This window comes from Sphingomonas sp. GW822-FHT03G08 (genome assembly GCF_058801135.1).
Map to the genome: position 1 here is coordinate 2060812 of NZ_JBXAMZ010000001.1, position 21967 is coordinate 2082778.

At 67.1% G+C, this 21967-nt stretch carries 25 protein-coding genes; 8 read left to right on the forward strand and 17 right to left on the reverse strand.

From position 1 onward, the window contains the following. Positions 1-431: 431 nt before the first annotated feature. Both AC1RJ5_RS09455 and AC1RJ5_RS09460 read right to left on the reverse strand, forming a co-directional pair. A complete protein-coding gene (locus AC1RJ5_RS09455; RefSeq protein ID WP_493112955.1) occupies positions 432-1151 on the reverse strand; it encodes a Crp/Fnr family transcriptional regulator in 720 nt (239 codons plus the stop codon). Beyond that, complete coding sequence (locus AC1RJ5_RS09460; RefSeq protein WP_269574101.1) at positions 1148-1399, reverse strand: DUF6894 family protein; 252 nt, start codon at positions 1397-1399, stop codon at positions 1148-1150. The genes AC1RJ5_RS09455 and AC1RJ5_RS09460 overlap by 4 nt, the downstream gene beginning before the upstream one ends. Positions 1400-1570: 171 nt before the next feature. Between AC1RJ5_RS09460 and AC1RJ5_RS09465 the strand changes: the two genes are divergently transcribed. Then, positions 1571-2326, forward strand: coding sequence for a Crp/Fnr family transcriptional regulator (locus tag AC1RJ5_RS09465; protein ID WP_493112957.1), 756 nt, complete (start codon positions 1571-1573; stop codon positions 2324-2326). A gap of 71 nt (positions 2327-2397) precedes the next feature. On the opposite strand, the gene AC1RJ5_RS09470 is transcribed toward AC1RJ5_RS09465, so the two are convergent. Continuing rightward, complete coding sequence (locus AC1RJ5_RS09470) at positions 2398-2640, reverse strand: DUF6894 family protein (protein ID WP_269574099.1); 243 nt, start codon at positions 2638-2640, stop codon at positions 2398-2400. 189 nt (positions 2641-2829) lie between these two features. Here AC1RJ5_RS09470 and AC1RJ5_RS09475 point away from each other — a divergent pair, with 189 nt between their 5' ends. From AC1RJ5_RS09475 to AC1RJ5_RS09485, 3 genes are all read left to right on the forward strand, one after another. After that, a complete protein-coding gene (locus AC1RJ5_RS09475) occupies positions 2830-3609 on the forward strand; it encodes a transglutaminase-like domain-containing protein (RefSeq protein ID WP_493112959.1) in 780 nt (259 codons plus the stop codon). Positions 3610-3700: 91 nt separating this feature from the next. Beyond that, complete coding sequence (locus tag AC1RJ5_RS09480) at positions 3701-4111, forward strand: low affinity iron permease family protein (protein ID WP_269574097.1); 411 nt, start codon at positions 3701-3703, stop codon at positions 4109-4111. 82 nt (positions 4112-4193) lie between these two features. Further along, the gene (locus tag AC1RJ5_RS09485) at positions 4194-4433 is read left to right on the forward strand and encodes a GlsB/YeaQ/YmgE family stress response membrane protein (RefSeq protein ID WP_493112961.1); all 240 of its coding nucleotides are present in this window, start codon (positions 4194-4196) and stop codon (positions 4431-4433) included. An 88-nt stretch (positions 4434-4521) separates the two neighbouring features. On the opposite strand, the gene AC1RJ5_RS09490 is transcribed toward AC1RJ5_RS09485, so the two are convergent. The 5 genes from AC1RJ5_RS09490 to AC1RJ5_RS09510 all read right to left on the reverse strand — a co-directional run bounded on the left by AC1RJ5_RS09490 (position 4522) and on the right by AC1RJ5_RS09510 (position 7988). After that, complete coding sequence (locus AC1RJ5_RS09490; protein ID WP_269574095.1) at positions 4522-4731, reverse strand: hypothetical protein; 210 nt, start codon at positions 4729-4731, stop codon at positions 4522-4524. A gap of 1 nt (position 4732) precedes the next feature. Further along, positions 4733-4963, reverse strand: a complete 231-nt coding sequence (locus tag AC1RJ5_RS09495) for a hypothetical protein (RefSeq protein ID WP_269574094.1) — start codon at positions 4961-4963, stop codon at positions 4733-4735. 64 nt (positions 4964-5027) lie between these two features. Beyond that, a complete protein-coding gene (locus AC1RJ5_RS09500) occupies positions 5028-5531 on the reverse strand; it encodes an Hsp20 family protein (RefSeq protein WP_493112964.1) in 504 nt (167 codons plus the stop codon). A gap of 248 nt (positions 5532-5779) precedes the next feature. Further along, entirely contained in the window at positions 5780-7336 is a 1557-nt protein-coding gene (locus AC1RJ5_RS09505) for a Y-family DNA polymerase (RefSeq protein WP_493112966.1), read from the reverse strand. After that, a complete protein-coding gene (locus AC1RJ5_RS09510) occupies positions 7257-7988 on the reverse strand; it encodes an ImuA family protein (RefSeq protein ID WP_493112968.1) in 732 nt (243 codons plus the stop codon). Before AC1RJ5_RS09510 ends, AC1RJ5_RS09505 begins: the two co-directional genes overlap by 80 nt. A gap of 260 nt (positions 7989-8248) precedes the next feature. Here AC1RJ5_RS09510 and AC1RJ5_RS09515 point away from each other — a divergent pair, with 260 nt between their 5' ends. Beyond that, positions 8249-10837 (forward strand): TonB-dependent receptor domain-containing protein, encoded by a 2589-nt coding sequence (locus AC1RJ5_RS09515; RefSeq protein ID WP_493112970.1) that lies wholly within the window; start codon positions 8249-8251, stop codon positions 10835-10837. Between the two features lie 113 nt (positions 10838-10950). Continuing rightward, complete coding sequence (locus AC1RJ5_RS09520) at positions 10951-12942, forward strand: Atxe2 family lasso peptide isopeptidase (RefSeq protein WP_493112973.1); 1992 nt, start codon at positions 10951-10953, stop codon at positions 12940-12942. 60 nt (positions 12943-13002) lie between these two features. Here the strand turns inward: AC1RJ5_RS09520 and AC1RJ5_RS09525 are convergent, their stop codons facing one another. The 5 genes from AC1RJ5_RS09525 to AC1RJ5_RS09545 form a co-directional block, all read right to left on the reverse strand. Beyond that, complete coding sequence (locus AC1RJ5_RS09525) at positions 13003-13128, reverse strand: benenodin family lasso peptide (protein ID WP_493112975.1); 126 nt, start codon at positions 13126-13128, stop codon at positions 13003-13005. 10 nt (positions 13129-13138) lie between these two features. Beyond that, on the reverse strand, positions 13139-14827 hold the full coding sequence (locus AC1RJ5_RS09530; RefSeq protein ID WP_493112977.1) for an asparagine synthase-related protein: 1689 nt from the start codon (positions 14825-14827) through the stop codon (positions 13139-13141). Positions 14828-14916: 89 nt separating this feature from the next. Next, a complete protein-coding gene (locus AC1RJ5_RS09535) occupies positions 14917-15570 on the reverse strand; it encodes a lasso peptide biosynthesis B2 protein (protein ID WP_493112979.1) in 654 nt (217 codons plus the stop codon). A 66-nt stretch (positions 15571-15636) separates the two neighbouring features. Next, positions 15637-15765 (reverse strand): hypothetical protein, encoded by a 129-nt coding sequence (locus AC1RJ5_RS09540; RefSeq protein WP_269574085.1) that lies wholly within the window; start codon positions 15763-15765, stop codon positions 15637-15639. A 308-nt stretch (positions 15766-16073) separates the two neighbouring features. Next, positions 16074-16226 (reverse strand): hypothetical protein, encoded by a 153-nt coding sequence (locus tag AC1RJ5_RS09545; protein WP_493112981.1) that lies wholly within the window; start codon positions 16224-16226, stop codon positions 16074-16076. Positions 16227-16476: 250 nt separating this feature from the next. On the opposite strand from AC1RJ5_RS09545, the gene AC1RJ5_RS09550 reads away from it, so the two are divergent. Next, positions 16477-17064, forward strand: coding sequence for a hypothetical protein (locus AC1RJ5_RS09550; RefSeq protein WP_493112983.1), 588 nt, complete (start codon positions 16477-16479; stop codon positions 17062-17064). Between the two features lie 262 nt (positions 17065-17326). Continuing rightward, entirely contained in the window at positions 17327-17506 is a 180-nt protein-coding gene (locus AC1RJ5_RS09555; RefSeq protein WP_269574082.1) for a hypothetical protein, read from the forward strand. A 62-nt stretch (positions 17507-17568) separates the two neighbouring features. Here the strand turns inward: AC1RJ5_RS09555 and AC1RJ5_RS09560 are convergent, their stop codons facing one another. From AC1RJ5_RS09560 to AC1RJ5_RS09575, 4 genes are all read right to left on the reverse strand, one after another. Further along, a complete protein-coding gene (locus AC1RJ5_RS09560; protein ID WP_493112985.1) occupies positions 17569-18069 on the reverse strand; it encodes a DUF1543 domain-containing protein in 501 nt (166 codons plus the stop codon). Then, positions 18066-19715, reverse strand: coding sequence for an FAD/NAD(P)-binding protein (locus tag AC1RJ5_RS09565; RefSeq protein WP_493112987.1), 1650 nt, complete (start codon positions 19713-19715; stop codon positions 18066-18068). Before AC1RJ5_RS09565 ends, AC1RJ5_RS09560 begins: the two co-directional genes overlap by 4 nt. A gap of 206 nt (positions 19716-19921) precedes the next feature. Beyond that, positions 19922-20347 (reverse strand): DUF2141 domain-containing protein, encoded by a 426-nt coding sequence (locus AC1RJ5_RS09570; protein ID WP_493112989.1) that lies wholly within the window; start codon positions 20345-20347, stop codon positions 19922-19924. Between the two features lie 124 nt (positions 20348-20471). After that, positions 20472-21944 (reverse strand): phytoene desaturase, encoded by a 1473-nt coding sequence (locus AC1RJ5_RS09575; RefSeq protein WP_493112991.1) that lies wholly within the window; start codon positions 21942-21944, stop codon positions 20472-20474. Positions 21945-21967 lie beyond the last annotated feature (23 nt).

Below are 21967 nucleotides of genomic sequence, written 5' to 3' on the forward strand. Positions count from 1 at the left end.
CGTCGTTCCCCATCACGGCGCGGTTTCAAGCATTTGATAACATGGATTATTAGATCGGAACGGCGCGGCGGCGACGGCTTGCTCGAGACGCGCGGCTAGCGCGTCGTAACGCGGACGCTCACGCCCCATGCGCGTGTCCGCGTGCGATCCCGAAAGGATGGCAGCGTCGCTCAATGAAATGCTGGATTCCGGCCCGGAGGCATCGATGGCGAAGTCGAGGCACTAATACGCGAAGCCGACGCGCCGGCACCGGCCCAGGATAGTCTCGGGAGCAGACTGCGCAATCGAGCCTGGAGGGCTGTCATCTTCTCCACGGCGCCTGTCCGACAAGCGAGCCCAGGCATATCCCTCGATCGACCGGGTCGCCGCCGTCTTCCACGCAAGGCTTGGCCGCTACCGGTGCCACGTCCCGCTTCAGGCGTCAAAAGGGCTCAGCGCGGCAATTTCTCGAGATAGAGATAGTTCGGGTCGAACTCGGCAAGCGTTTCCAGTCCCGGCAGGTCCAGTATCTTAACATGGCCGCGCCGGACATCGGCGAGTCCGCGTTCGCGCAATTGTCGGACGATGCGATTGACGTGGACGGGAGTCAGCCCGACACACTCGGCAAGTTCGACCTGGGTCAGGGGAAGTGCGAAGGCGAGGCCATTGGTCATGCCGACCAGTTCGAAGCGGATGCGAAGCTCGCACAACAGGTGCGAGACGCGGGCGATCGCCATCCTGCGACCGAGCGACAATTCCCACTCGCGGTGCGACGCCGCGTCCATGTTGGTGCAAAACCAGTATAGGCGCGAAAGGTGCGGATGATGCTCCGACAGCGCCTTCAGGCGCTCGTGCGGTACGATAGCGACCTTGCACGGCGTCAGCGTCATCAGGTGATGATCCAGTCGCTTCAGGGTAAAGCCGTGCAGGTCGACGAAATCGCCGGCGAGATGCAAATCGGTAATCTGGCGCTCGCCTTCGCGTAGGTCCTTGTGACGGCACATCATGCCCTCGAGCAGCAAGGTCGAGCTGGACAAGCGTTGCCCGGCGCGAATGAAATTCGTCTTCGCCGGCACTTCGCGCGTCTCGGAAATCAGCGCAAGCAGCACAGCTTCTTCCTCGAGCGAGACATCGTCGCGGACCCGGAGCATCCGCAGGTGCTTCTCGATCATTGCTCCATCCGCGTTCGCTGGACCAAGACGGCCTCTGTGAAGGGAATCGACAGAAGTACCCTGTCGTCCGCGTCGCAGATATCGAGGCGTCCGGAGAGGTCGACGATGCCACGCATCAGTTCCTCTCCGAGAACCGACCGGATGCCCGTCAGCGCGGACTGGCGGGCCGCATCGAGATCTACGAATTCCTGGCCTTCCTCGTCCCGGGTGCAGCCATTGCCGTTCTGGATATGGAAGAAATACCGCATGGCGGCGATAACTTCCTCGAAAGCAAGAGGTTTCAAGCTTTCGTCGGATCCAGCAGATGCAGCTGCGCGCGCTGCGTTTGCCGGCTGAAACCAACCCAGGTTGTGGAATTACTCCCGCCCGAACGGGCAGCAGCGCGACAGGGGCGCCGATCTTGCCCCTAGGGTGCGCGCATGCAGGGAGTTGGAAAATTTGCGCTGGAGCGCGTGGCCGAGCGTCTTGCCGCGCAGCACGGGCTGGGTGCATGCGAGCGCCAGGCTATCCTGGCGCTTCCCGGTACAGTCGTTCGTTGCCGAGCCGCTGCCCAGATTACGCAGGGCGACGGCGACGATCGCCTCTACCTCGTCATTGAGGGTTTGCTGGCCGGCGTCCGCCAGCTCGCCGGCGGACGACGCCAGGTCGCAGCGCTCTACGTCCCTGGCGACCTTTGCGGACTCGATAAGGCGATCGGGATACGACGCGGCTGGGAGGTGGGTACCGGCTGCGACACGCTGGCACTGAGCCTGTCGTGTAGCGCCGTACTAGGGATCGCGCAGGAATATCCCGCGGTCGCGTGGGCCTTGTGGCGCGAGACGGCGGTGCAGGCGGGAATCACCGCGGAATGGCTGGTCGGCTTGGGCCGACGCGACGCCCGGACACGCCTTGCCCATCTGCTTTGCGAGATGGGCCTGCGCCTGGAGGCTACTGGCCTAGGGTCGCGGCAGCATTTTCGGCTCGATGCGTCGCAGATGCTCTTGGCCGATGTCCTGGGCCTGACGCCCGTGCATGTAAGCAGAACCTTTCAAGATCTGCGCGCCGAGGGCCTGGCGATCGCGCGCGGACGGATCATCGAGGTTCCAGATTGGCCGCGCCTCGCGCGCGCCGCGGAATTCGAGGCCGACTATCTGCGGGCAGGTCCCGCGGCAGCTTCTCCGGCCACGGCGCAATGACCGCCGAGGGCAAGGGCCAGGCGATCCTCAACTGACGATCGCCGGTCGGCCTCTGCCGAGGACGGTGCCCGCTATGAGATCTGGTGCGCCAACTCGGAGAGATAGATACGCGCAACGACATGATTGCCTGCGTCCTGGATATCGAGGGTTCCCCGGACTTCCTCTGGCCGGCAGCGGGCGTAGTGGCGCAGGAACGCACGAGCGCGCGAATGCGCCTTCCTCAACGCCGCCGGAAGGTCCCTGCAATCATGGCTCTCACGTCCGAAAATCTCGGCGTCACCGTGGCGGGCGACCTGGAAATGATAGAGGGGCATGCCGACACAATGCGCAATTAATCAATCGGTTGCAGCACCGCAGGCTTAGCCTCGAGTTATCAGGCGGGCGTGTCTGCAAACGCTTGTCGCCGACCTTTCGCAAATCTCGGGGCCACTGTCTTTCAGCCAATTTTACGCCGCACCCGTGTCGGCCGGGTCCCAAGCCAATTCCGGCGCGTTGCGGCGCGCATGAAGATCGATATCCATACCGAGATCGCCTACCGGCTGGCCCAGCCGACCGACATCCTGTTGCAGCTCGAGGCGGCGGCGATCCCCGAACAGTGCGTCGAGAAGGCGCATATCGAGGTTTCGCCGCATGCGCATTTCGCGCGCGTCCCGGCACAAGACGGCATCGGCGAGCGGATTTGGGTGCGCGCGGAAGGCCGGCTCCTTGTCAGCTACCGCGCTATAGTCTCCCTCCAGCGGCTGCTGACCGAGTGCGCCGACCTCGCGATCGTGCCGCCCCACCAGCTGCCCGGCGAGACGGTCCAATATCTGATGGCGTCGCGCTATTGTCCCGCCGACCAGTTCCAGAGCTTCGTGGCCGCTGAGTTCGGTAGTATCGATGGCGGGGCCAGGGTGCTCGCGATGCGCGATTGGATCCAGCGCAACTTTCGCTACGTCCCAGGGGTAAGCAATACCGAGACCACCGCCGCCGATACGTTCATCCGGCGCGAGGGCGTCTGCCGCGACTATGCGCACGTCCTGATCGCCCTCGCCCGCGCAGCAGGCATTCCCGCGCGCATCGCGAGTGTCTACGCCCTGGGCGTCGAGCCTCAGGACTTCCATGCGGTCGCCGAGATATTCCTCGGCGGCGAATGGCACCTGCTCGACGCGACCGGCATGGCGACGGAGGCGGAGATGGCAAAGATCGGCATCGGTCGAGACGCCGCCGACGTCGCGTTCCTGACCGCCTTTGGCGAGGCGGTGATGGAGAACCAGTCCGTATCGGTCAAACCGGCCCAGTGACGGCGCAAGAGAGCGGTGGCGACCCGTTCGCCGGGTGAAACCGGCGCGAATGACGCTTCGTTGCTCCTTCCACCTGAGCAAGGAGGAAAAGATGGACCAATTCTTCACGCGCGTAGCGAGCCGCTCGGCCTCGCTGATGGGGCATCCCCTGGCCTTCATCATCTCGGTCGCGTTCGTGCTGCTCTGGGCCGCGAGCGGTCCGCTGCTCCACTATTCGGACACCTGGCAGCTGATCGTGAACACCGCGACGACCGTGCTCACCTTCCTCGCCGTCTTCCTGATCCAGAACAGCCAGAACCGCGACGGCGCCGCGATGCAGGCCAAGCTCGACGAACTGCTGCGCGCCGTCGACAAGGCGCGCGGCGAGTTCGTCGGCATCGAGCACCTGACCGATGCGCAGATCTGCGAGATCCGCGACGCGCTCGAGAAGGACATCGCCCAGGACCATGGCAAGGAGACGACGACCCGCCCGACGGTCGAGCGCCTGCTGGCGCGCTATTGACGGCGCCGTCCGGCTTCGGGCTCCGGCGTGCGGGAACCTGCACCGTGGCCGGCGCGTCTCGCCCTGCGCAAAGAGAAGGTCGATGGGATTCATTTTGTGGCTGGTCGTGGGCGGCGTGAGCGGGTGGTTCGCGAGCATGATCATGCGGACCGATGCACAGCCGGGCGTCTTCCTCAACATCGTGGTCGGGATCGTCGGCGCCTTTATCGGCGGCCTCATCGTCGCCGGCGGCTCGATCAACAACGCGCCGCTGACGGTGACCTCGTTCCTGGTCTCGCTGCTCGGCATCGTCAACCTGGTGCGGCGCGGCAGCCTTCACTGACGGCGCGGCGCGACGCGCGGACGATATCGGCGTCGCGCTATTTCCGAAAGACTGGGCGCCGGCTGCCTAAGGCAGCCGGCGTCCTGTTTCAGGGAGCACCTTCCAGCGCGGCACGCGCCGCGCGGATTGCCTCGGTGGCGACCCGATCCGGCGCCGATGGTCCGGGCCGTCTGCCGAACCCGAGCGCGGTCTCGAGATCGCGCCGGATGTGCGCCGCCACCCGCTGCAGATCGGCCTCGCTGGGCTGCCCGCCGCGTGCGATGCACGCGACGATCTCCGGGGCGATCGTCCCGGGCATGTCAGGCGGCTCCGGGCTGGCCCGCGTCGAGCTGGCGGAGCGCCGCGAGCAGCTCGCCCACGGGGACGGGATCGCTGAGCTCGGGCGGCTTGCGCAGCCTGGGTTGCGAGCGGACGGCGTGTGCGTCCGAGGCCCAGGACGCCAGGATGGCACGCTTGACCTCGGGCTCGAGTTGCGGGTGCTCGACCAGTTCCCGCGGATCGCGCAGCAGCCCCAGGAAATGGACGGTCATCGTCGAATCCTCCTCGATGCGGTCGATCGGGACATGCCCGCCCTTGCCAGGCGGGCATGTCGGCTTACGCCGCTTCGCGGTCTGCGGGCTCGGCCTCGCTTACGGGTGTGGAAGGGCCCTCCAGCCGATCGTTGGCGGGCGCGGAAACCGTGCCGCCGATCGCGATGCGCCGGGGCTTCATCGCCTCGGGGACTTCGCGCTTGAGCGCGATCCGCAACAGGCCGTTGTCGAACTGCGCATCCTCGACGACGACGAAGTCGGCCAGCTGGAAGCGGCGTTCGAAGGCGCGCGTGGCGATGCCGCGGTGCAGGAAGCGACCGGTGTCGCCCTCCTCCTCTTCCTTGCGGCCGGTCACGCTGAGCTGGTTGCTCTGCGCCACGATCTCGATCTCGTCGGGGCGGAAACCCGCGACCGCCAGGGTGATGCGATAGCGGTCCTCTCCGGCCTGCTCGATATCGAACGGCGGGTAGCTGTCGGTCTCGCCGCGCGCGCCTGCCTCAAGCAGGTCGAACAGACGGTCGAAGCCGACCGTCGAGCGGCGATAGGGCGAAAAGTCGAAAGTCCTCATATCCAAATCCTCCATATGAGCAATTTGAGCACGAGGCGCACCGGGAGAGAGCCGGTGCCCTCAGGTCCTGCCGGACCGAGTTTTCGCGTCCGGCGACGCGAAGATGGTTTTTGCAAAGGCGGCTTCAAGACCTCTTTCGGAGAATTTTTTGCGGCATCGCCGGGCCCGTCGCGAGGACGCAGGCGGCGCGCCTGCGCTTGCCGGGGCGGGCCGTTGTCGTTCCGGCGCCTGCCCCGTCCGCGGCGCGATCAGGCAAAGGCACCGTGGATGAACCAGGTCATCGGGCCGGTGGCGCCGCGCTCGCCGTCGCCGAGGCGAAACAGCCAGTAGCGCCCGCCGCCCTCGACCTCGACCTGGAAATAATCACGCACCGAATAAGGCGCCCGTGCTTCCGTGCCGCCCTCGCGCCACCATTCGCCGTGCAGGCGCTCGGGCCCGTCGGCCTGGACCACCCGGTAGCGCGTGCGTCGCCAGACGAACATCGCCGGCGGATGATCGGGCAGCATCGCCGTGACCTGGATCGGCTGGGGTGGATCGATCAGCCGGCCGGGGCGCGGCAGGTCGTAGGCCCAGCGCGCGCCTGCGGCAGGGGCGAGCGCGGGCAAGGTCGCCACCGACCGCTCGGGCATGCCGCCCGGCAAGGGCGCGGCGCGGCGAAGGCTCGCTTCGCCGAAGCGGTTGGCGAGCGTGTCGATCAGGCCCGCCACGTCCGCCTCGCGACGGCCGGCGCGGGCAAGATCGGCCTGGGCGGCGGCCAGCGGCTCGACGAGCTGCGCTACCAGGGTCATCGCCTCAATGCCGAGCCCCGGCTCGATCTGGTCGATACGCGCCTGGAGCAGCCGGGCGAGATGGGCAGCGTCGCGCGTCGGCGTGGCGGTACCGACGCGGATCGCCTGCGCCTGGCCGTCGACGCGCTGGAAATGGCAGTCGAGCCGGCGCGCGCCCTTGCCGAGCCGGACGAGCTGCGCGGTTATGTCGCCGACGAGGTCGCCGATCACCCGGCCGAACGCCTCCGGCGTCGCGATCGGCTCGAGCAGGGCGCGCCGGGCGCGCGGCACCCGCGGCGCGAAGATCGGCTCGATCGGCTCGGGCGCGTGGCCGAGCGCCTGGTCGAGCCGCTGGTGCAGCACCCGGCCGAACCGGCGGGCGAGCGGGCCGCGCGGCGTCGCGAGGATCTGCTCGATCCGCTCGAAGCCGAGCTTGCGCAGCCCTTCGACCAGCGGCGCCTCGAGCCGCAGCGCCGCGAGGGGCAGCAGCGCCATCGCCTTGCGCTGGTCGTCAGGGGGGATCGCGACCGGCCGGCCGGCAAGCACGTGCCGGGCGACCGCATGGGCGCAGCCCGGCGTATCGGCCACCGCGACCTGTACCGCGAAGCCGGCGCCGGCGATGCGGCGGTGCAGGTCCTTGAGCAGCGCGCGCTCGCTACCGAACAGCGGCGCGCAGCCGGTGACGTCGATCCAGATGCCCCGGGGCGGATCGGGGGCGACGACGGGGGAATAGCGCGAGCACCACAAGGCGAGGCGCCGGAGCGCGGCGAGATCGCCTTCCGGATCGGCATCGACCACCATCAGCCCGGGCGCCAGGCTGCGCGCCCTGGTGACGGTCATGCCGGGCGCTATGCCTAAGCTGCGCGCAGCGGGATCGATCGCGGCTACGATCTTGCGGCCATGATCGGGGAGCGCGGTGACGAGCGGCCGGTCGCCGGCCGGCGCGGCGTCGCGAGACTCAGCTCGCGAGACGCCGCTCGTCCGCCGCAGCCGGTCGGTCGACCAGCTTGGCAGGTAGAGCGAGACGACCCTGCGCATCGCAGGCCTCCACGATCCAGGACTTGGGCTCGCCGCCGCGCACCCGCTCGAGGCGCAGGTCCCAGCGGGCGCGGCCGAGGCTGGGGATGCCGAGCGGCTCGCTGGGCGCGGCGAGCACGCGCCAGCGCGTGACCGCCGCGGTGCCTTCCGCGACGGCATCGACCGGGGAGGCCCGGCGGAACACGAAGGCCGTGGTGCCCGAGCTCTCGGCGGCAAGCTGCAGCCGCTTCGATGCCGTCGTCGTGAGCTTGGCGACCTCTCCCACCACCCCGGCGAGCCCGGGATGGCGCAGGCACTCCTCCATCGCCAGCAGGACGTTCGTGTCGCTACCCGCCTCGACATGGACGACGCGGTCCGGATGCAGGCCTGCCAGGTCGAGCGCGGGCGCGAACAGGTCGCGCCATCTGAGGCACCAGAAGACCGGACCCTCGATCCGGGCGAGGATGCCGGCAAGGAAGACGGTGGCGGCGGCGTCGTCGCACAGCGCATCACTGCCGGCGACCTCATGGAGCGCGCCGGTCGCCAGGCCGCCGCCCGGAAGCCGCCCGTCGAGCGACGCGATCCCGAACGGCACCGCTGCGTGCCGCTGCCCTACGCCTTCGATGGCGGCGATGCGTGAACGCAGATCGGCAATGACAGCTGGCTGCCGCATGAAGGTCCAAGACTCGATAAGAGGTTGATTCGTTCCCTTTTTGTTCGGAAGAATGCCGGGCCGTCAAGAACGGGGTCCGACGCCGAGGTCCCGACCGGCTTGCCGGGAACGCGGGCCAGGCCGGTCGCGCAGAGACGAATCCTCGGGTCGTTACGGGGCCGTCAGCCAAGAAAAATATTTTGTGGTCCGACCCCGTATTCCGCCGGCCCGCCCGTCAATCCCCCAACGCCGCACGAAGCTCGGCGATTGGGAGGGTGGAAATGAGAGTCTTGAGAAAAGCATTCTGCGCCGCGCTGCTCGGCGCGACGGCGATCCCGGCCCGCATGGCGATCCTGCCGGCAAGCGCGCAGGAGGCATCGATCGCCTTCGACCTGGCGCAGCAGGACCTTGGCGCAACGCTGCGTGCGCTCGCCCGCCAGGGCGGCCGCGAGATCCTGTTCGCCGACGCCGATATCCGCGGCCGCCAGGCACCGGCGATCCGGGGCAGGTTCACTATTGAGGAGGCGGTTCGCCGGGCGATCGCGGGCACTGACCTCGTCGTCGACCAGCAGGCTGGGGCGCTCGTCATCAGGGTGCGCGCCAGAGCTGCTGCGGAGGACGGCACCGACCCGGCGATCATGGTGACGGGCACGCGCATCCGCGGCGCCACCGGCCCCTCGCCGGTAATCGTGATGACGCGCCGCGGCCTTGAGGAACAGGGCCTGCCGGACATGGCGAGCGTTTCGCGGATCATCCCGCAGAATTTTACCGGAGGGCAAAACCCCGGGGTCGCGGGGGGCGGTGACCAGGGCGGATACAACAACATCAATAACTCGACGACGCTCAATCTTCGCGGGCTGGGCTCGGACGCGACGTTGACGCTCATCAACGGTCACCGCCTTCCTTACGACGCCGTCAACCAGGGCGTCGATATCTCGACCATTCCGCTGGCGGCACTCGAGCGCATCGAGGTCATCATCGACGGCGCCTCGGCGCTATACGGCTCGGACGCGGTCGGCGGCGTCGCCAACCTGATCCTGCGCCGCGACTATGACGGCCTTCAGGCGAGCGCGCGCATCGGCGGCTCGGCCGAGGGCGGCAATGTTCAGCAGCAATATTCGGGGGTCGGCGGCGCGCGTTGGGCAGGCGGCGGCTTCATGGCCGCGATCGACTATAGCAAGGCGACGCCGATCTATGCGGACCAGCGGGACTATACGCGCGGCCTTGCCCGGTCTCAGATGCTCGGCAGCGGCTATCGGCAGGTCAGCGGCGTACTGACCGGCCATCAGGATCTCGCGAGCTGGGTCTCGTTCGAACTCGACGCCGAACTCGCCGACCGCCGGTCGCGCAAGGCGGTCGCCTATTCCGTGACGGCCCCGGTGACCACCTATGGCCAGCTCAGCCTGCCCGTCGTGCGCTCCTATTCGGTCACGCCGTCACTGCACTTCAAGCCCGGCGGCGGGTGGGAAGCGACCCTCGCGATGACCGACGGCGAGAGCTCGACCGTCAGCAACGCGAAGCGCTACATCAACGGGCTGAGCCTGGGCCGCTCCGCCTATGACAACCACCTCACCAATTTCGAGGCGAGTGCCGAGGGCCCGCTCGCCCATCTTCCCGGCGGCGAGGCGCGCCTCGCACTGGGCGGCGGGTATCGGCGGTTCCAGCTCGACTTCGATGTGCGATCGACGAGCGGCGGGGTCACAACAATAGCCCGTGACGCCAGCGAGCGGCGCGAGAGCCTGTTCGGCTATGGCGAGCTTTCACTGCCCCTTGTCGGCGCCGCCAATCGCATGCCCTGGCTCGACGCCCTGCGCCTCAGCGCCGCAGTCCGCTACGAACGCTATGCCGGCATCGACGAGGTCGCGACGCCGAAGCTGGGCCTGATCTACGCCCCCCATCCGGGCATCACGCTCAAGTACAGCTGGGGCAAGTCCTTCAAAATCCCGACCCTGAACCAGGTCAATCAGGCCCGCCAGGCCATCCTCCTGCGCGCCAACCAGTTCTCGACGCAGCCGACCCCGCCGCTCCCGGCGGGCTCGACGGTGCTGCTCGTGGCCGGCGGTAACGCGGACCTACGTGCAGAACGCGCGACCAGTTCGACGCTGTCGATCGAGTTCAAGCCGCTCGATGGCCTGCGTATCGAGGCGAGCGGATTCGACATCGACTATCGAGGCCGCATCGCCAACGCCGTGAGCGACTATACGACTGCGTTCACCAATCCGGCCGCGGCCAATTTCGTCTTCTTCGCACCCAGCGCCAGCCAGTTGCAGGGCCTGATCGCCGAGGCCCCGCTCGGGCTCGAGAACCAGAGCGGGCAGGCTTATGATCCGGCGCGGGTCGCGGCGGTCGTCGATGCGAGCCTGCGCAACACCGCGCGCGAACATGCCCGCGGCGTCGACGTCGCAATCGACTATAGCGCCGGGCTACGTGGCGGCAGTCAGCTCCAGCTGGCAGCGTCCGCGAGCTATCTCGACGACAAGCGACAGCCGGTGGCGAACCAACCTTATGAAGGTCGTGCCGGGCTGATCTTCACCCCGCCGCACTGGCGCGCCCGCGCCTCGGCGGGCTGGCAGTCCCGGACGCTGCAGTTCGCCGCCGCGCTCAACTATGCCGGCAGCACGCTCGACAGGCGCCGCCCGCCCGAATCGACCGTGGGCGCCTTCACCACGCTCGACCTGAGCGGGTCTTTCCGCCCTGCCATCGACCATGGCGCGCTCGCCAACCTCGAGCTTCGGCTCACGGTACAGAACCTGCTGAACGAGGCGCCGGATCCGATTAGCAATCCATCCGCCGCCTCGATTCCATTCGATTCGACCAACCAGTCGCCGATCGGACGGTTCGTCGCCTTGTCGGTGACGAAGCAATGGTGACGCGTCGCCTCCTGACAGCCCTTGCCGCGCTGGTGCTCTCGAGCCCGGCAAGGGCCGCCCCGGACTGTATGGGCCTCGTACCGTCCGGGGCGCACCTACCCCGGCACGCTCTGGTGCCCGAGGACCTGGTGCGCCTGCGCGACATCGGGCCGGTCGATCCCAACCAGCAATATGATCGACTCTTCTCGGTCTCGCCGGACGGAAGCCGCGCAGCGTTTCAACTGCGGCGGGGCGATCCTGCGACCAACAGTTTCTGCATCGCCATGATAGTGGTCGATATCCGGGCCGGCGGACTCGCACGCGTCGTGGACCGTGGCGGTACGTTCCTGCGGCTCTCCTATGACTTCCGCGGCAAGGCCGAGTTCCCGAACGGCTTCGCCGATCCGATCACGCCGCGCTGGACGCCGGACGGCCAGTCTATCGTCTATCGCCGGCGCGACGCCGGGGCCGTACAGCTATGGCGGGCCGCCGCCGATGGCAGCGGCAGCGCGCCCCTGACGACGAGCGCCGACGACATCGGCGACTTCCGGATCACGGCGGATGGGCGCGGCATCGTCTATGCGACCCGGCCGGGGCTGCGTACCGCCCTCGCCGCCATCGATCGCGAAAGCCTTGTCGGCTATCATTATGACGACCGCTTCGCGCCCTCGGCCAGCGATCGGCCCTTCGCGCCGGCACCGATCCCCAGGTCCATCCACTTCCTCGACCTGGCCAGCGGCGCGACCCGGGAAGCGGCTCCAGCCGAGGCAGGACTGCTGGGCGGGGCGTCGATGCAGGAGGGGAGCTGGACCGAGACGCCGACGGTCGCCGGGGCCCGGGCCTGGGTGGAGGTCCCAGTCCCGAGCCTGTATCCGACGCGGGGCAGGCTGCATGCCGATACCGGCGCTCGCACCTTCGCCTGCGACGCGCCCGAATGCGCCGATGCGAGCTTTCCCTGGTGGGTGCATGGCAGGGTTCGCTTCATGCGGCGCGAAGGGTGGGCGAATGCCGCGACCGTAATCTACGAATGGACGCCGGGTGCCTCCCGCGTCCGCCGGCTATACGCCACCGACGACTTCCTGCTAAGCTGCGTGCCGACCGGGCCCGGGCTCACCTGCCTGCGCGAAGGCGCGCGCCAACCGCGCCGGCTCGAACGGCTCGATCCGGCAAATGGCCGACGCGCGATACTCTTCGATCCCAACCCCGAATTCGCGCGCCTGACGCTGGGCAGGGTCGAGCGCCTGCGCGTGCGCAACAGCTTCGGCCTGGACGCGTTCGCCGACCTGGTCCTTCCCGTCGGCTATGCGCCGGGCCGGCGCTACCCGCTGGTGGTGGTGCAATATGCCTCACGCGGCTTCCTTCGCGGCGGTACGGGCGACGAATATCCGATCCAAGCCTTTGCCAATCGCGGCTTCGCGGTCCTGAGCTTCAATCGCCCACCCCTGGTCGGCCTGAAGGGGCAGACGGATTTCATCAAGATGGAGCAGGTCAACCTCAAGGGGTTCGCCGACCGCCGCAGCGTGCTCGAGTCGCTCGAGGCGGCGGTACGCGCAGCGATTGCGCGCGGCGTCGCCGACCCTGGCCGCATCGGCATCACCGGTCTCAGCGACGGCTCCTCCACTGCGGGCTTCGCCTTGCTGCACAGCAAGCTCTTCTCCGCCTATGCGATGAGCAGTTGCTGCTGGGACACCAATCTCGCGATGCGCGTCGGACCGAGCGCCGCCCGGGAATTCTATGCCATGGGCTATCCGCGGACGACGGACGACGCTCCGGAGGCGAGGAAATTCTGGCAGGAGATCGCTATTTCTCCGAACGCGCGGCAGGTTCGCGCGCCCATCCTCGTGCAGGTCGCCGACACCGAAGCACTGAGCGCATTGCAAAGCTACACCGTGCTGCGCGAGCTGAACCGCCCGATCGACATGTTCGTTTTCCCCGGAGAAGGGCATGTCAAATGGCAGCCCGCACACCGGCTCGCGGTCTATACCCGGTCGATCGACTGGTTCGACTATTGGCTGAACGGCGCGAAGCCGGCGGGCCGTGCTTCCGAACTCGCGCATTGGGACGCGCTGCGCCGAGAGATGGAGGTGATGCCCGGCGCGCCGGCGAAGACGTCCGCGCGACCCTGAGGCTGGGCCTCGGCTGACATCGGATGCCGAGCGGGCGACTTGCGCCCGCTCGGTCTCTGGTCAGTCGTCGGAGAGACCCGGGAACACCATGAACCCGGAATCGCCGTCGGACACACCGGTCACGCCGCCCTGGGTGGTGGTGCTCACAGCACCCAAGTCGATCGGGTTCCTGTCGTCGGTAGCCATCGTCTTCTCCTTATGCAGCCCCGGTGGATCGTGCCCGAGCCGGCAGGGGCTCATCGCCGAGGCGCGACGACCAGGTCGCGGTCCACGCCTCCGCATTGACCAGTTCGAGCAGGCGCACATTCTCCTCTCCGGTCGTCTGTCGATCGGGCCGGAGTGCTTCCTCGACCGCGCCGGGGTCGAGAATTCCATGTCGGGCAAGCTGCCCGTCCATCAGGCGCTCGCGCAGTTCGGCGCGTCTGCGCCGGACGATTTCGCCGCAGAACGGATCGGGGGTGCCCTTGACCCTGCGCTCGACGATCTCCTTGGGCAGCCATCCGGCGAAGGCGGCCCGCGCCACCGCGCGGTCGCGGCCGCCCTCCCGCCATTGCCAGGTGGGAATCGACAGGCAGGTCTCGAGTATCGGCTGGGAAAGCAGCGGATTGACCAGCGACGCGATCCGGCTCCGGTCGGACTCCAGATTGAGATGGGCACGAAGCAGCCCGGCGATATGCACGGCCTTGCCCGGCAGCGCGCCACGCGGAACCTCGAGCCACGGGTGCGCGAACACCAGCCCGCGCAGCGCGACGAGGTCAGGATGGAGGAAGCCGAGATTCGGCTTCCAGCGATAGCCCGGTGGTTGCCGCGCGACCCGCACCGCAGCGCGCGTCACGCGCAGCGGACCTGCGTTCGTATGCCGGCAGATATCGCGCAAGGTCGCGAACGCGCCGGCCCCGGGGCCCTCGCTCAGCATGCGATCCGCCAGCGCCGCGGCGGACTGCGAAAAGGCGAAGACATTGTCGCCGCCATTGCCGCTGAAAAAGGCATCGGCATCGATTCTGGCGGCGATTGCGCGGTGCGCCGCTTCATAGGGCTGCGCTTCGGCGCGGCCGATCGGATAGGGCAGATGGGCACCGAGTGCATGTCCCAGATCGACCTGCGCCAGATCGTAGCGGCACGCCTCCAATGGCAGGCCGAGTTCGTCGCACAGCGCCTGGGCATAGGCGCGCTCGTCCCCGGCCGGGTCGTCTGTATACAGGGTGAGGCAGGCTGCATTCCGGTTCGCGCGCGCCAGGCAGGCGGCGAGGATCGAGGAATCGAGGCCGCCCGACAGGCTGAGCAGCGGGTGCCGGTAAAGCGACGACCAGGTGCTGACGCATTGCTCGACGACACGCCGCAGCCGCTCGGCGGTCGCGGCACTTTCCTCCCCGCTGCGCGGCGTGACGAAATCCCAGGGCGACCAGCCGCGCATCGTCGCCTCGGAGGCGCCGTCTAGGGTCAGCACTTCGCCTGCGAGTAGTACGCCCACGCCCCCCAGCGCGGTTTCGGCGGTGGGAAGGCCGGACGAATATAGGAACCGGCCGAGCCTGTCCCAGGCAATTCCCCCGAGATCGGCGCCGGCGAGCGAGAGCAGTTCGACGTCCGAGGCGAACAGCTGGGTGCCGCCGGAGCGCGCCCGGAAGCAGGGCAGCGCAGCGGAGGGATCGCGCAGGATCTGGATGACGTCCCCCTTCGACCACAGGCCGAGATAGCCACCCCACCAGGACTTGAGCAGCGCCTCCCGCCCGCCCTGCGCCAGCGCAGCCCGCTCGGCCTCGCCCAGCATCTCTGTCGCGCGCGGTGGCCCATGCCGGTGAAACAGCGTGCCGATCACCATACTGTCCGCATCGATTTCCAGGGAGCGGCAAGCCTCATCGACCAGCACCGCGAACCGCTCGGTCACATGCGCGATGCGCAGGCCCGTCCGCTCCGCGGCATAACGGGCCAGTCCGCTATCGATCGGAAACCCGACTAGCAGCAGGTAGCGCGGCCTCATCGCAGCACCAGGATCGGCGTGTAGAGCCGCGTCCGCTCATAGTCGCCGACAAGGACAGCATCGCCTGCCTGCACCCAGCTGTGCGCAGCGAACGGATCGAGGCGCACGCCCAGGATCAAGGCAGCGTCGATCCCGCCGCGCCGGCAAAGCCGCCAGGCCGCGATCGCCCGCGGCAGGCACTGGTCTGCGGCACGCAGCAACGTCGAGCTGGTCCCGAACGCAGCGACGAGCTGGCGCGCGCACTTTTCGCTTTGTGACTTGCGCGGTGGCCACCTGCGTTCCCGGGCGAGCCGTGCGACGATGTCCGCCATCGTCCGATGCCGCAGCCAGAACCGGGCGCGCAGCTGGCCGATGACTGCCGAGAGGGTGGAGCGCCATTGCCCGGTCCTGGCGGCTTCCGCCGGATGGTCATGCCTTGGGGGCTGGTACCACGCGCAAACACCGCGCGCGCCGTCGCCCGGCTCAAGTATGCCTGCCTCGACCAGCGCTTGCTCGGCATCCGCGCCGATGTCGCTGCCGGCGGCCCAGCGCTGGAACGCGCGGTCGAGATCTGCCGGCAGGCAGAGATAGCGGTCGCGCGCGAGGTCCGCGACCACGGCTTGCTCGGCGCAGATGCACCAGGAAAGTCCCGAGCGCAGGACCAGCTTCATGGGAAGCCCCTTTTGTCTGAAGATGTGGCGGAAGGGCGCGTGCCGTGAGGCACGCGCCAGGTCCGATCAGTCGTCGGCGAGATCGATGACGATCTGCTGCTTGCCGCTGTCGGTGTCGGGGGCGCCCTCGGGCAGGCCCTTGGTGTCGGTGCTCACGACGCCGAGTTCGATCGTCTCTTCATGCTTGCGGTTCATGGCATTTCTCCAGTTGCGGGAAACGTCATGGCCATGACCATTCGAATGTACGGGATCACGAGATTATAAGAAGCTTATAATCCAATTATAATCCGATTGTTTTCCGTAGGCTTGGATCGTCGCAAAAGCCGGGCGGGAAAATCATGCCTTGGAGCACGCGCCACCACCTTTAGCCGAATGGCCTGGACATAATGGTGGCCACCCGGCCGCGTTGATCTATGCGATAACTTTGTTGCCGGCTGATATACTCGCGAGCATTTCGAGAAAGCCGATTACTCCAAAATCGACTTATTCCCCATTTAGCTGCATCACCGGGCCGATGCCCGGCGGATCGAGGCGACCGAGATCCCGGACTGGCCGTGCAGCATCGATGGCGAGCCCGGCCCGCCTGGCGACGTGACCCCGCGCTTCGCGCTGGTGACGCCGGTCGACACCTCCAGGTCGCCGGTATCACTCTCCATCCGGCCAATGGCAGGGCTCGGCGGGCGCGGCAGCGATGTCGTCGGCACGATCAGCAACCTGCCATGGTGGGGCGATCGGTCGCCGCGAGGAAACAGACGCCCGCCGCGCCTCAGGAACTTCGCCCACGACACCTCGTTGCATATCCCGGCCAACCAACAGGGAGACTAAGCTTGGGTAAGGGAATTCTATTGTGGCTGCTGGGGGTTCCGATCCCCGTGATCCTCCTCCTGCTGCTATTCTGGCACTGAGATGGCGCGCGATCCCTATAGCCGCCCGGACCCGAACCTCTATCCGGGGCATGACCTCGAGGTTCCGACGGGCTCGGCCGTTTCGCTGCCGGCAATCCTTGCTGGCACGATCGTCGCAATCGCCGTTTCGCTCACACTGGGTGTGATCGGCACGGGCTTCGGATTGGCTTCGCTGTCGGTCTGGCCAGGCGTCGGCGCCGCTACGAAGACTTTCACCATTGGCGCCGGAATCTGGTTGATCGTTACCCAATGGCTGTCGGCCGCCATTGGCGGCTATATCGCCGGCCGGCTTCGTACGCGCTGGCACGGCCTCCACACCGACGAGGTATTCTTTCGTGACACAGCCCATGGGTTCGTCACCTGGGCCCTCGCGACGCTCGTGGTGGCGATGGTTGCGGCAGGCGCATCCGCCATCGCCAGCCTCGCTCCCGTTCCGGCCGACGTGACCGTCACCGCCGACGCCGTCGAGGCCGCGCGCAAGGCAGCGGCGACCTTCGCGGCGTTCACCGGGATCTCGCTGGTGATTGGAGCCTTTATCGGATCCGTGGCCGGCGCGATCGGCGGCCGGCTCCGGGACCTGCACCCCTAGGACCCGCCATGGGGCAGCGCCTTGCGGGGCTGCCCCATCCGGCCGGATTACCGGCAGTCGACGCCACCCATTCGACCGCTTCGCTGGTCGCCGCGGCTTGCGGAAGTCAACTGCCCGTGGCGGCTTTACCGGGAAAGGCAGCCGGAGAACCGGCGCCCCGAATGGCATCCGCGCGCGTGGTTACGGCGAAGGCGCTCGGGAACCGGATCACATCGCCAGTGTTTCTTCAAGTGATTGTTTTCAATCGAGTAAGGAGAGTATCATGAGCATCGAAGGCAAGATCAAGGAAGCCGCCGGCTATGTGAAGGAAGAAGCTTTCGAGCACGGCACCTCGGCGGAAAGCCAGGCAAAGGCCAAGGAGGGCCGCGACCTTCGCAACGAAGGCCGCATCGAGGACGGCAAGGCGCCGAAGACCACCGAACCTGGCTCCGGTGCGAAGTAGGCCTCGCATCCGGCTAACAAGCGCCGCCCTTCGGGCGGCGCTTTTCGTATGCGCGCCTGCCCCTATTTGAGCGGCGTGTAGCGGCAGGTGAATTGCGGGGCGGCAGCGTCGTCGACAGGGCTCAGATGGATGTGCAGCCGGTCGCCGATCTTGCCGTCGAGCGCGAACGCCAGTTCTGCCTCGTAGATGTCGTCGCGATGCGCATCCCTCCAGCTTTCGATCGTGGCCATGGCACGCGCCTTGGCATCCCTCGCCGACGACGCGACCACGAACAGATTCTTGTGCTGCTCGGCGAAATCCCTGCCATCATAGCCGCCCAGGTTGACGAACCAGAGTTTCTCGGTCGCCTTTGACGGTTCGGGACGCAGGGTCACCCTATAGCCATCGGCCTGGGCGATCTCGGCCCAGCAATCGATATGCAGCGTGCCGGGGGTTCCCCACCACTCGGCGCGCAGCTGGGCATGGGTGTCGCGGATCGTCTCAGCGACGATGAAGCGAACGTCGTGGACTTCGATATGCGCCGAGGGATGCTCGCCGCCGATATAGATTGCGAACAGCTTCATGCCCACTTCTCCCGACACTCGGCGCCCCCGGCTGCGGCAGCCAGTTCGGCGCCCACGATGTTGCCCATTTCGTGGGAGCTGGTGATCCCCTGGATGAACGGGTGCCGCTCGAGGAGGAACGGAATGCTGAGGCAGAACAGGCGATGGCGGGCCGGATGGGCGCTTACCGGATGGAATTGCTCGTCGACCACGATGCCCTTGATGCGCGCACCGTCGTCCTCTGCCGCGTCGCGAACCACCTGCTGCTCGAGCAAGCTGGGGAAAGGAAACGCCTCCGCCGCCAGGGGACGCTGGCCGGTCGCATCGATGAATGCCGGGAAATGCCGGCGCTGGCCGTGCATGGTGACCTCCGCCCCCGATTCCCTGCCACGGGTATCGATACGGTGGTCCTCGCCGAGCGCAGCGACGTGCAGGTGACCGCTCCGGTGAAGTGCCAGCAGCCGCTCGATCGAGAGATGCGGGACCGTCGCATATTCATCGACGAAGACGGGCTTGAGGTAGCGGTTGAACCGCTCGAGCGCTTCTTCCTCCAGATGCGGCACGATGCGGCCCAGTACCTCGTGCATGCGCAGGATCGCGTAGCGCCAGGGCACCGTATATTCGCGTGCGAAATTGGCCCGGGCCTCTGCAAGATCGGCCTCGGCCCATTCAAAAGGATCGGCCGCGATGCGATCCGCGAAATAGCGGTCGGCGAATTCCTCCAGCGCAAGCGCGTCCAATCCGACCGTCGCGGCATAGTCGGGATCGGCAGCACGCAACTCCGCCCGGAAAAGGTCATAGGACCGGTCGAGCAGATGATCGCAATCCGCCGCGATGAGCGCCTCGATCGCCTCGGGGGTGCAGATCGACAGCGGCTCGTAGGGGATCGGATGATAGAAGTCGGCTTCCGGCAACAACCCCTTGCGCGACATCATGGTGATGCCGAAGCCCTCGGCACCCGGGTGAATGCGATATTCGATCGACTTCCCTTCGGTCTCGATCAACGTGCCATGCGCGACCGCCAGTGCGACCGCCGCATCGATCGCAGTCAGTGAAGAGCCGCGGATGCCGATCGCGACCGGCGGGATCCTCTGGAGCGCAGTCGCGGGCCAGGGACTGAGGAAATAGCCCGGCCGCACTTCGGGTTCTTCGGGCCACTGGTGCCCGGTCGCTATCACGACGCGATCGTAAATCCGCTCGCAGGCGCTCCCTCGTCGCGGCGAGACAAACAGGTGCAACCCGTCGCCGGCAGCACGAATGTCGGTCACGCGGCAGCTTGTGGCGATCTCGACCGCTATGCCCCGTCCGCGTGCTTCCTCTATGAGGCCGTTGAACTGGTCGAGGAAATATTCACCCAGTGCCAGTCGTGGATAGAAGGCATGCGCGTCGATCTCTTCGGGATCAATGCCGAGCCGCACGAGCCGCGCGCGCGGCTGGCGGGCGAGCCAGTCGATCAACGACTCGCATATCGGGGGGATTTCGATACTGGCGATGTTGGACAACATCGCCGGGTCGTTCCAGCCGGGCCGATAGGGCGTGCCCAGCCCCGCGCGCGGCTGCTCCTCGAAGATCGTCACTTCCGCCGCGCCGGCCACGCCGCGAAGAAACGCACAGAAGGTATAGATGGTGGTCGGACCCGCTCCGACAAAGGCTATGGAAAAGGACATCGAACGTCACAATGCTTGGCGCGCACTGTAGTGCCCGGCATAGCGGTGGAGCCGACGACAAGGCCGTGCGCTAGGCCGCTCAGAGCCGAAGAACAAATCGACCAGCGACCAGCGACCAGCGACCAGCGACCAGCGACCAGCGACCAGCGACCAGCGACCAGCGAACGCGGATCAGAAGCCGGTCGCAACGCCCCAGACCCTCGATGCTAGAGGAAATATCGAACCCGAACCGGCATCGAGACGTCGCTTCCCGAGATAGCCAGGCGTGCCTGGGCGAAGCTCGGCGGCCCGAAGCGGATTCGCGGGTTGTTCGAGAAGCCGAAGCCCTCGCGTGGAACCCCTGCGAACTTGTCGAGCCTGCCATTGGCATTCTCGTCATGAAACAGCGCAACCGCATAGAGTCCGGGCTGCAAGCCTTCGATCCGAATCCTGCCGCTTCGCCCCGCCGGTACGGTTATATGCCGGGCGCTCCTGTCCGCAGCACAATCAGGAAAGCGCCCTTGGTCGGCGGTTACGCACAGTTGGATCGCGCCCCTGGCAGAACGCAGGCCCTGAACATCGACCTCCAGCGCAGCGCTCGAATTCGCGCCGCCCAGAAGCGGCGCCGCCGCCGTTATCGCGGCGATCTGCAAGGCCCGGCACCGAAACCTGTGATTTCCTGCTGCACCGTCGCGCAAAGCGGCCCTCGTCGCAATGTTCCAGGCCCAACTGTTCCTTGCTCCGCGTGCGAAGCACAAGGGCCCGAGGACCTTCCTGCTATCCATCGCCGAGGATCAGCGATGCCGTGGCCTTCGCGCTGGCGACCACGCCCGGGATGCCGGCGCCTGGATGCGTGCCCGCGCCGACAAGGTAGAGATTCTCGAAATGGTCGTCGCGGTTATGTGCCCGAAACCAGGCGCTCTGCGTCAGCAACGGCTCGAGGCTGAAGGCATTGCCGAGATGGGCGCCGAGGTCCGCGGAAAAGTCGACCGGGGTATAATGGAACATGGTCGTGACTCGCGCGCGCACGTCGGGAATCAACTGGTCGCGAATGCGATCGAGGACGATTTCACGATAGCGGTCGCCGAAGCTGTGCCAGTCCGGGTCGGCATGTCCAAGATGCGGCACCGGCGCCAGGGCGTAGAGCGTCGAGTGCCCCGGCGGCGCCAGCGAGGGATCGGTCGCGGAAGGGTGGTGGATATAGAGCGAGGGATCGGGTGGTATCCGCCCGTCCCGGTAGATGTCATCGAGAAGCGGCTTGAACCGATCCGAAAACAGGATCGTGTGATGTGCCAGTTCCGGAAAGGTCCCGCGCAACCCCAGGTGAAGGACGAACAGGCTCGGCGAGAACCGCCTGCGCGCAAGCGCGCGCGTTCGCCGTGCGGCGTAGCGGCTTCCCGCGATCAGCCCGTAGCTATGGACCAGGTCGCCATTGGAAGCGATCATGTCGGCATGCAGGGTCCGCCCGCTGCGCGTTCTCAGCCCGGTGACCTTGCGTGCCTTGAAGAGGATCTGCTCCACCGGATCGGCGAGGATCAGCTTGCCGCCGAGCCGCTCGAAGAGCCGCACCAGGCCGTCAACCAGGGCGTTCGTGCCACCGCGCGCGAACCAGACGCCGCCGCGCTTCTCCAGGCTGTGGATGAGCGCGTAGATGCTGCTGGTCCGCATCGGATCGCCCCCGACCAGCAAGGTGTGGAAGGAGAAGGCCTGCCGGAGCCGCTCGTCGCGAATATGGGTGGACACCGAGCGATAGACCGATTGCCAGGCTTTGCGCCGGACCAGCGCTGGCGCTGCGCGGACCATGTCAAGAAAGGACAGGAACGGCTTCGCGCCGAGCTCGACATAGCCGGTCTGGTAGACCGCCTCCGAATAGCGCAGGAATCGCGCATAGCCCTCGACGTCCTGGCGATCGAAGGCCGCGATTTCCGCAAGGAGTGCCGGATCGTCATTGCCATAGTCGAACGATGCGCCGTCGCTCCATTTCAGGCGGTAGAAGGGACTGACCGGGATGAGATCGACATCGTCCGCCATCGTGCTGCCCGACAGGTCCCATAATTCGCGCAGGCAATCGGGGTCGGTGATGACCGTCGGGCCGGCATCGAAGACGAAGCCGTCCTTGCGCCAGACATAGGCGCGGCCGCCCGGCCGGTCGCGCGCCTCGACGATGGTCGTGGCGATCCCGGCGCTTTGCAGCCTGAGCGCCAGGGCCAGCCCGCCGAAACCGGCTCCGATGATCAGCGCGGTGTTCATGATGCTATTACTTTCAAGGAGGA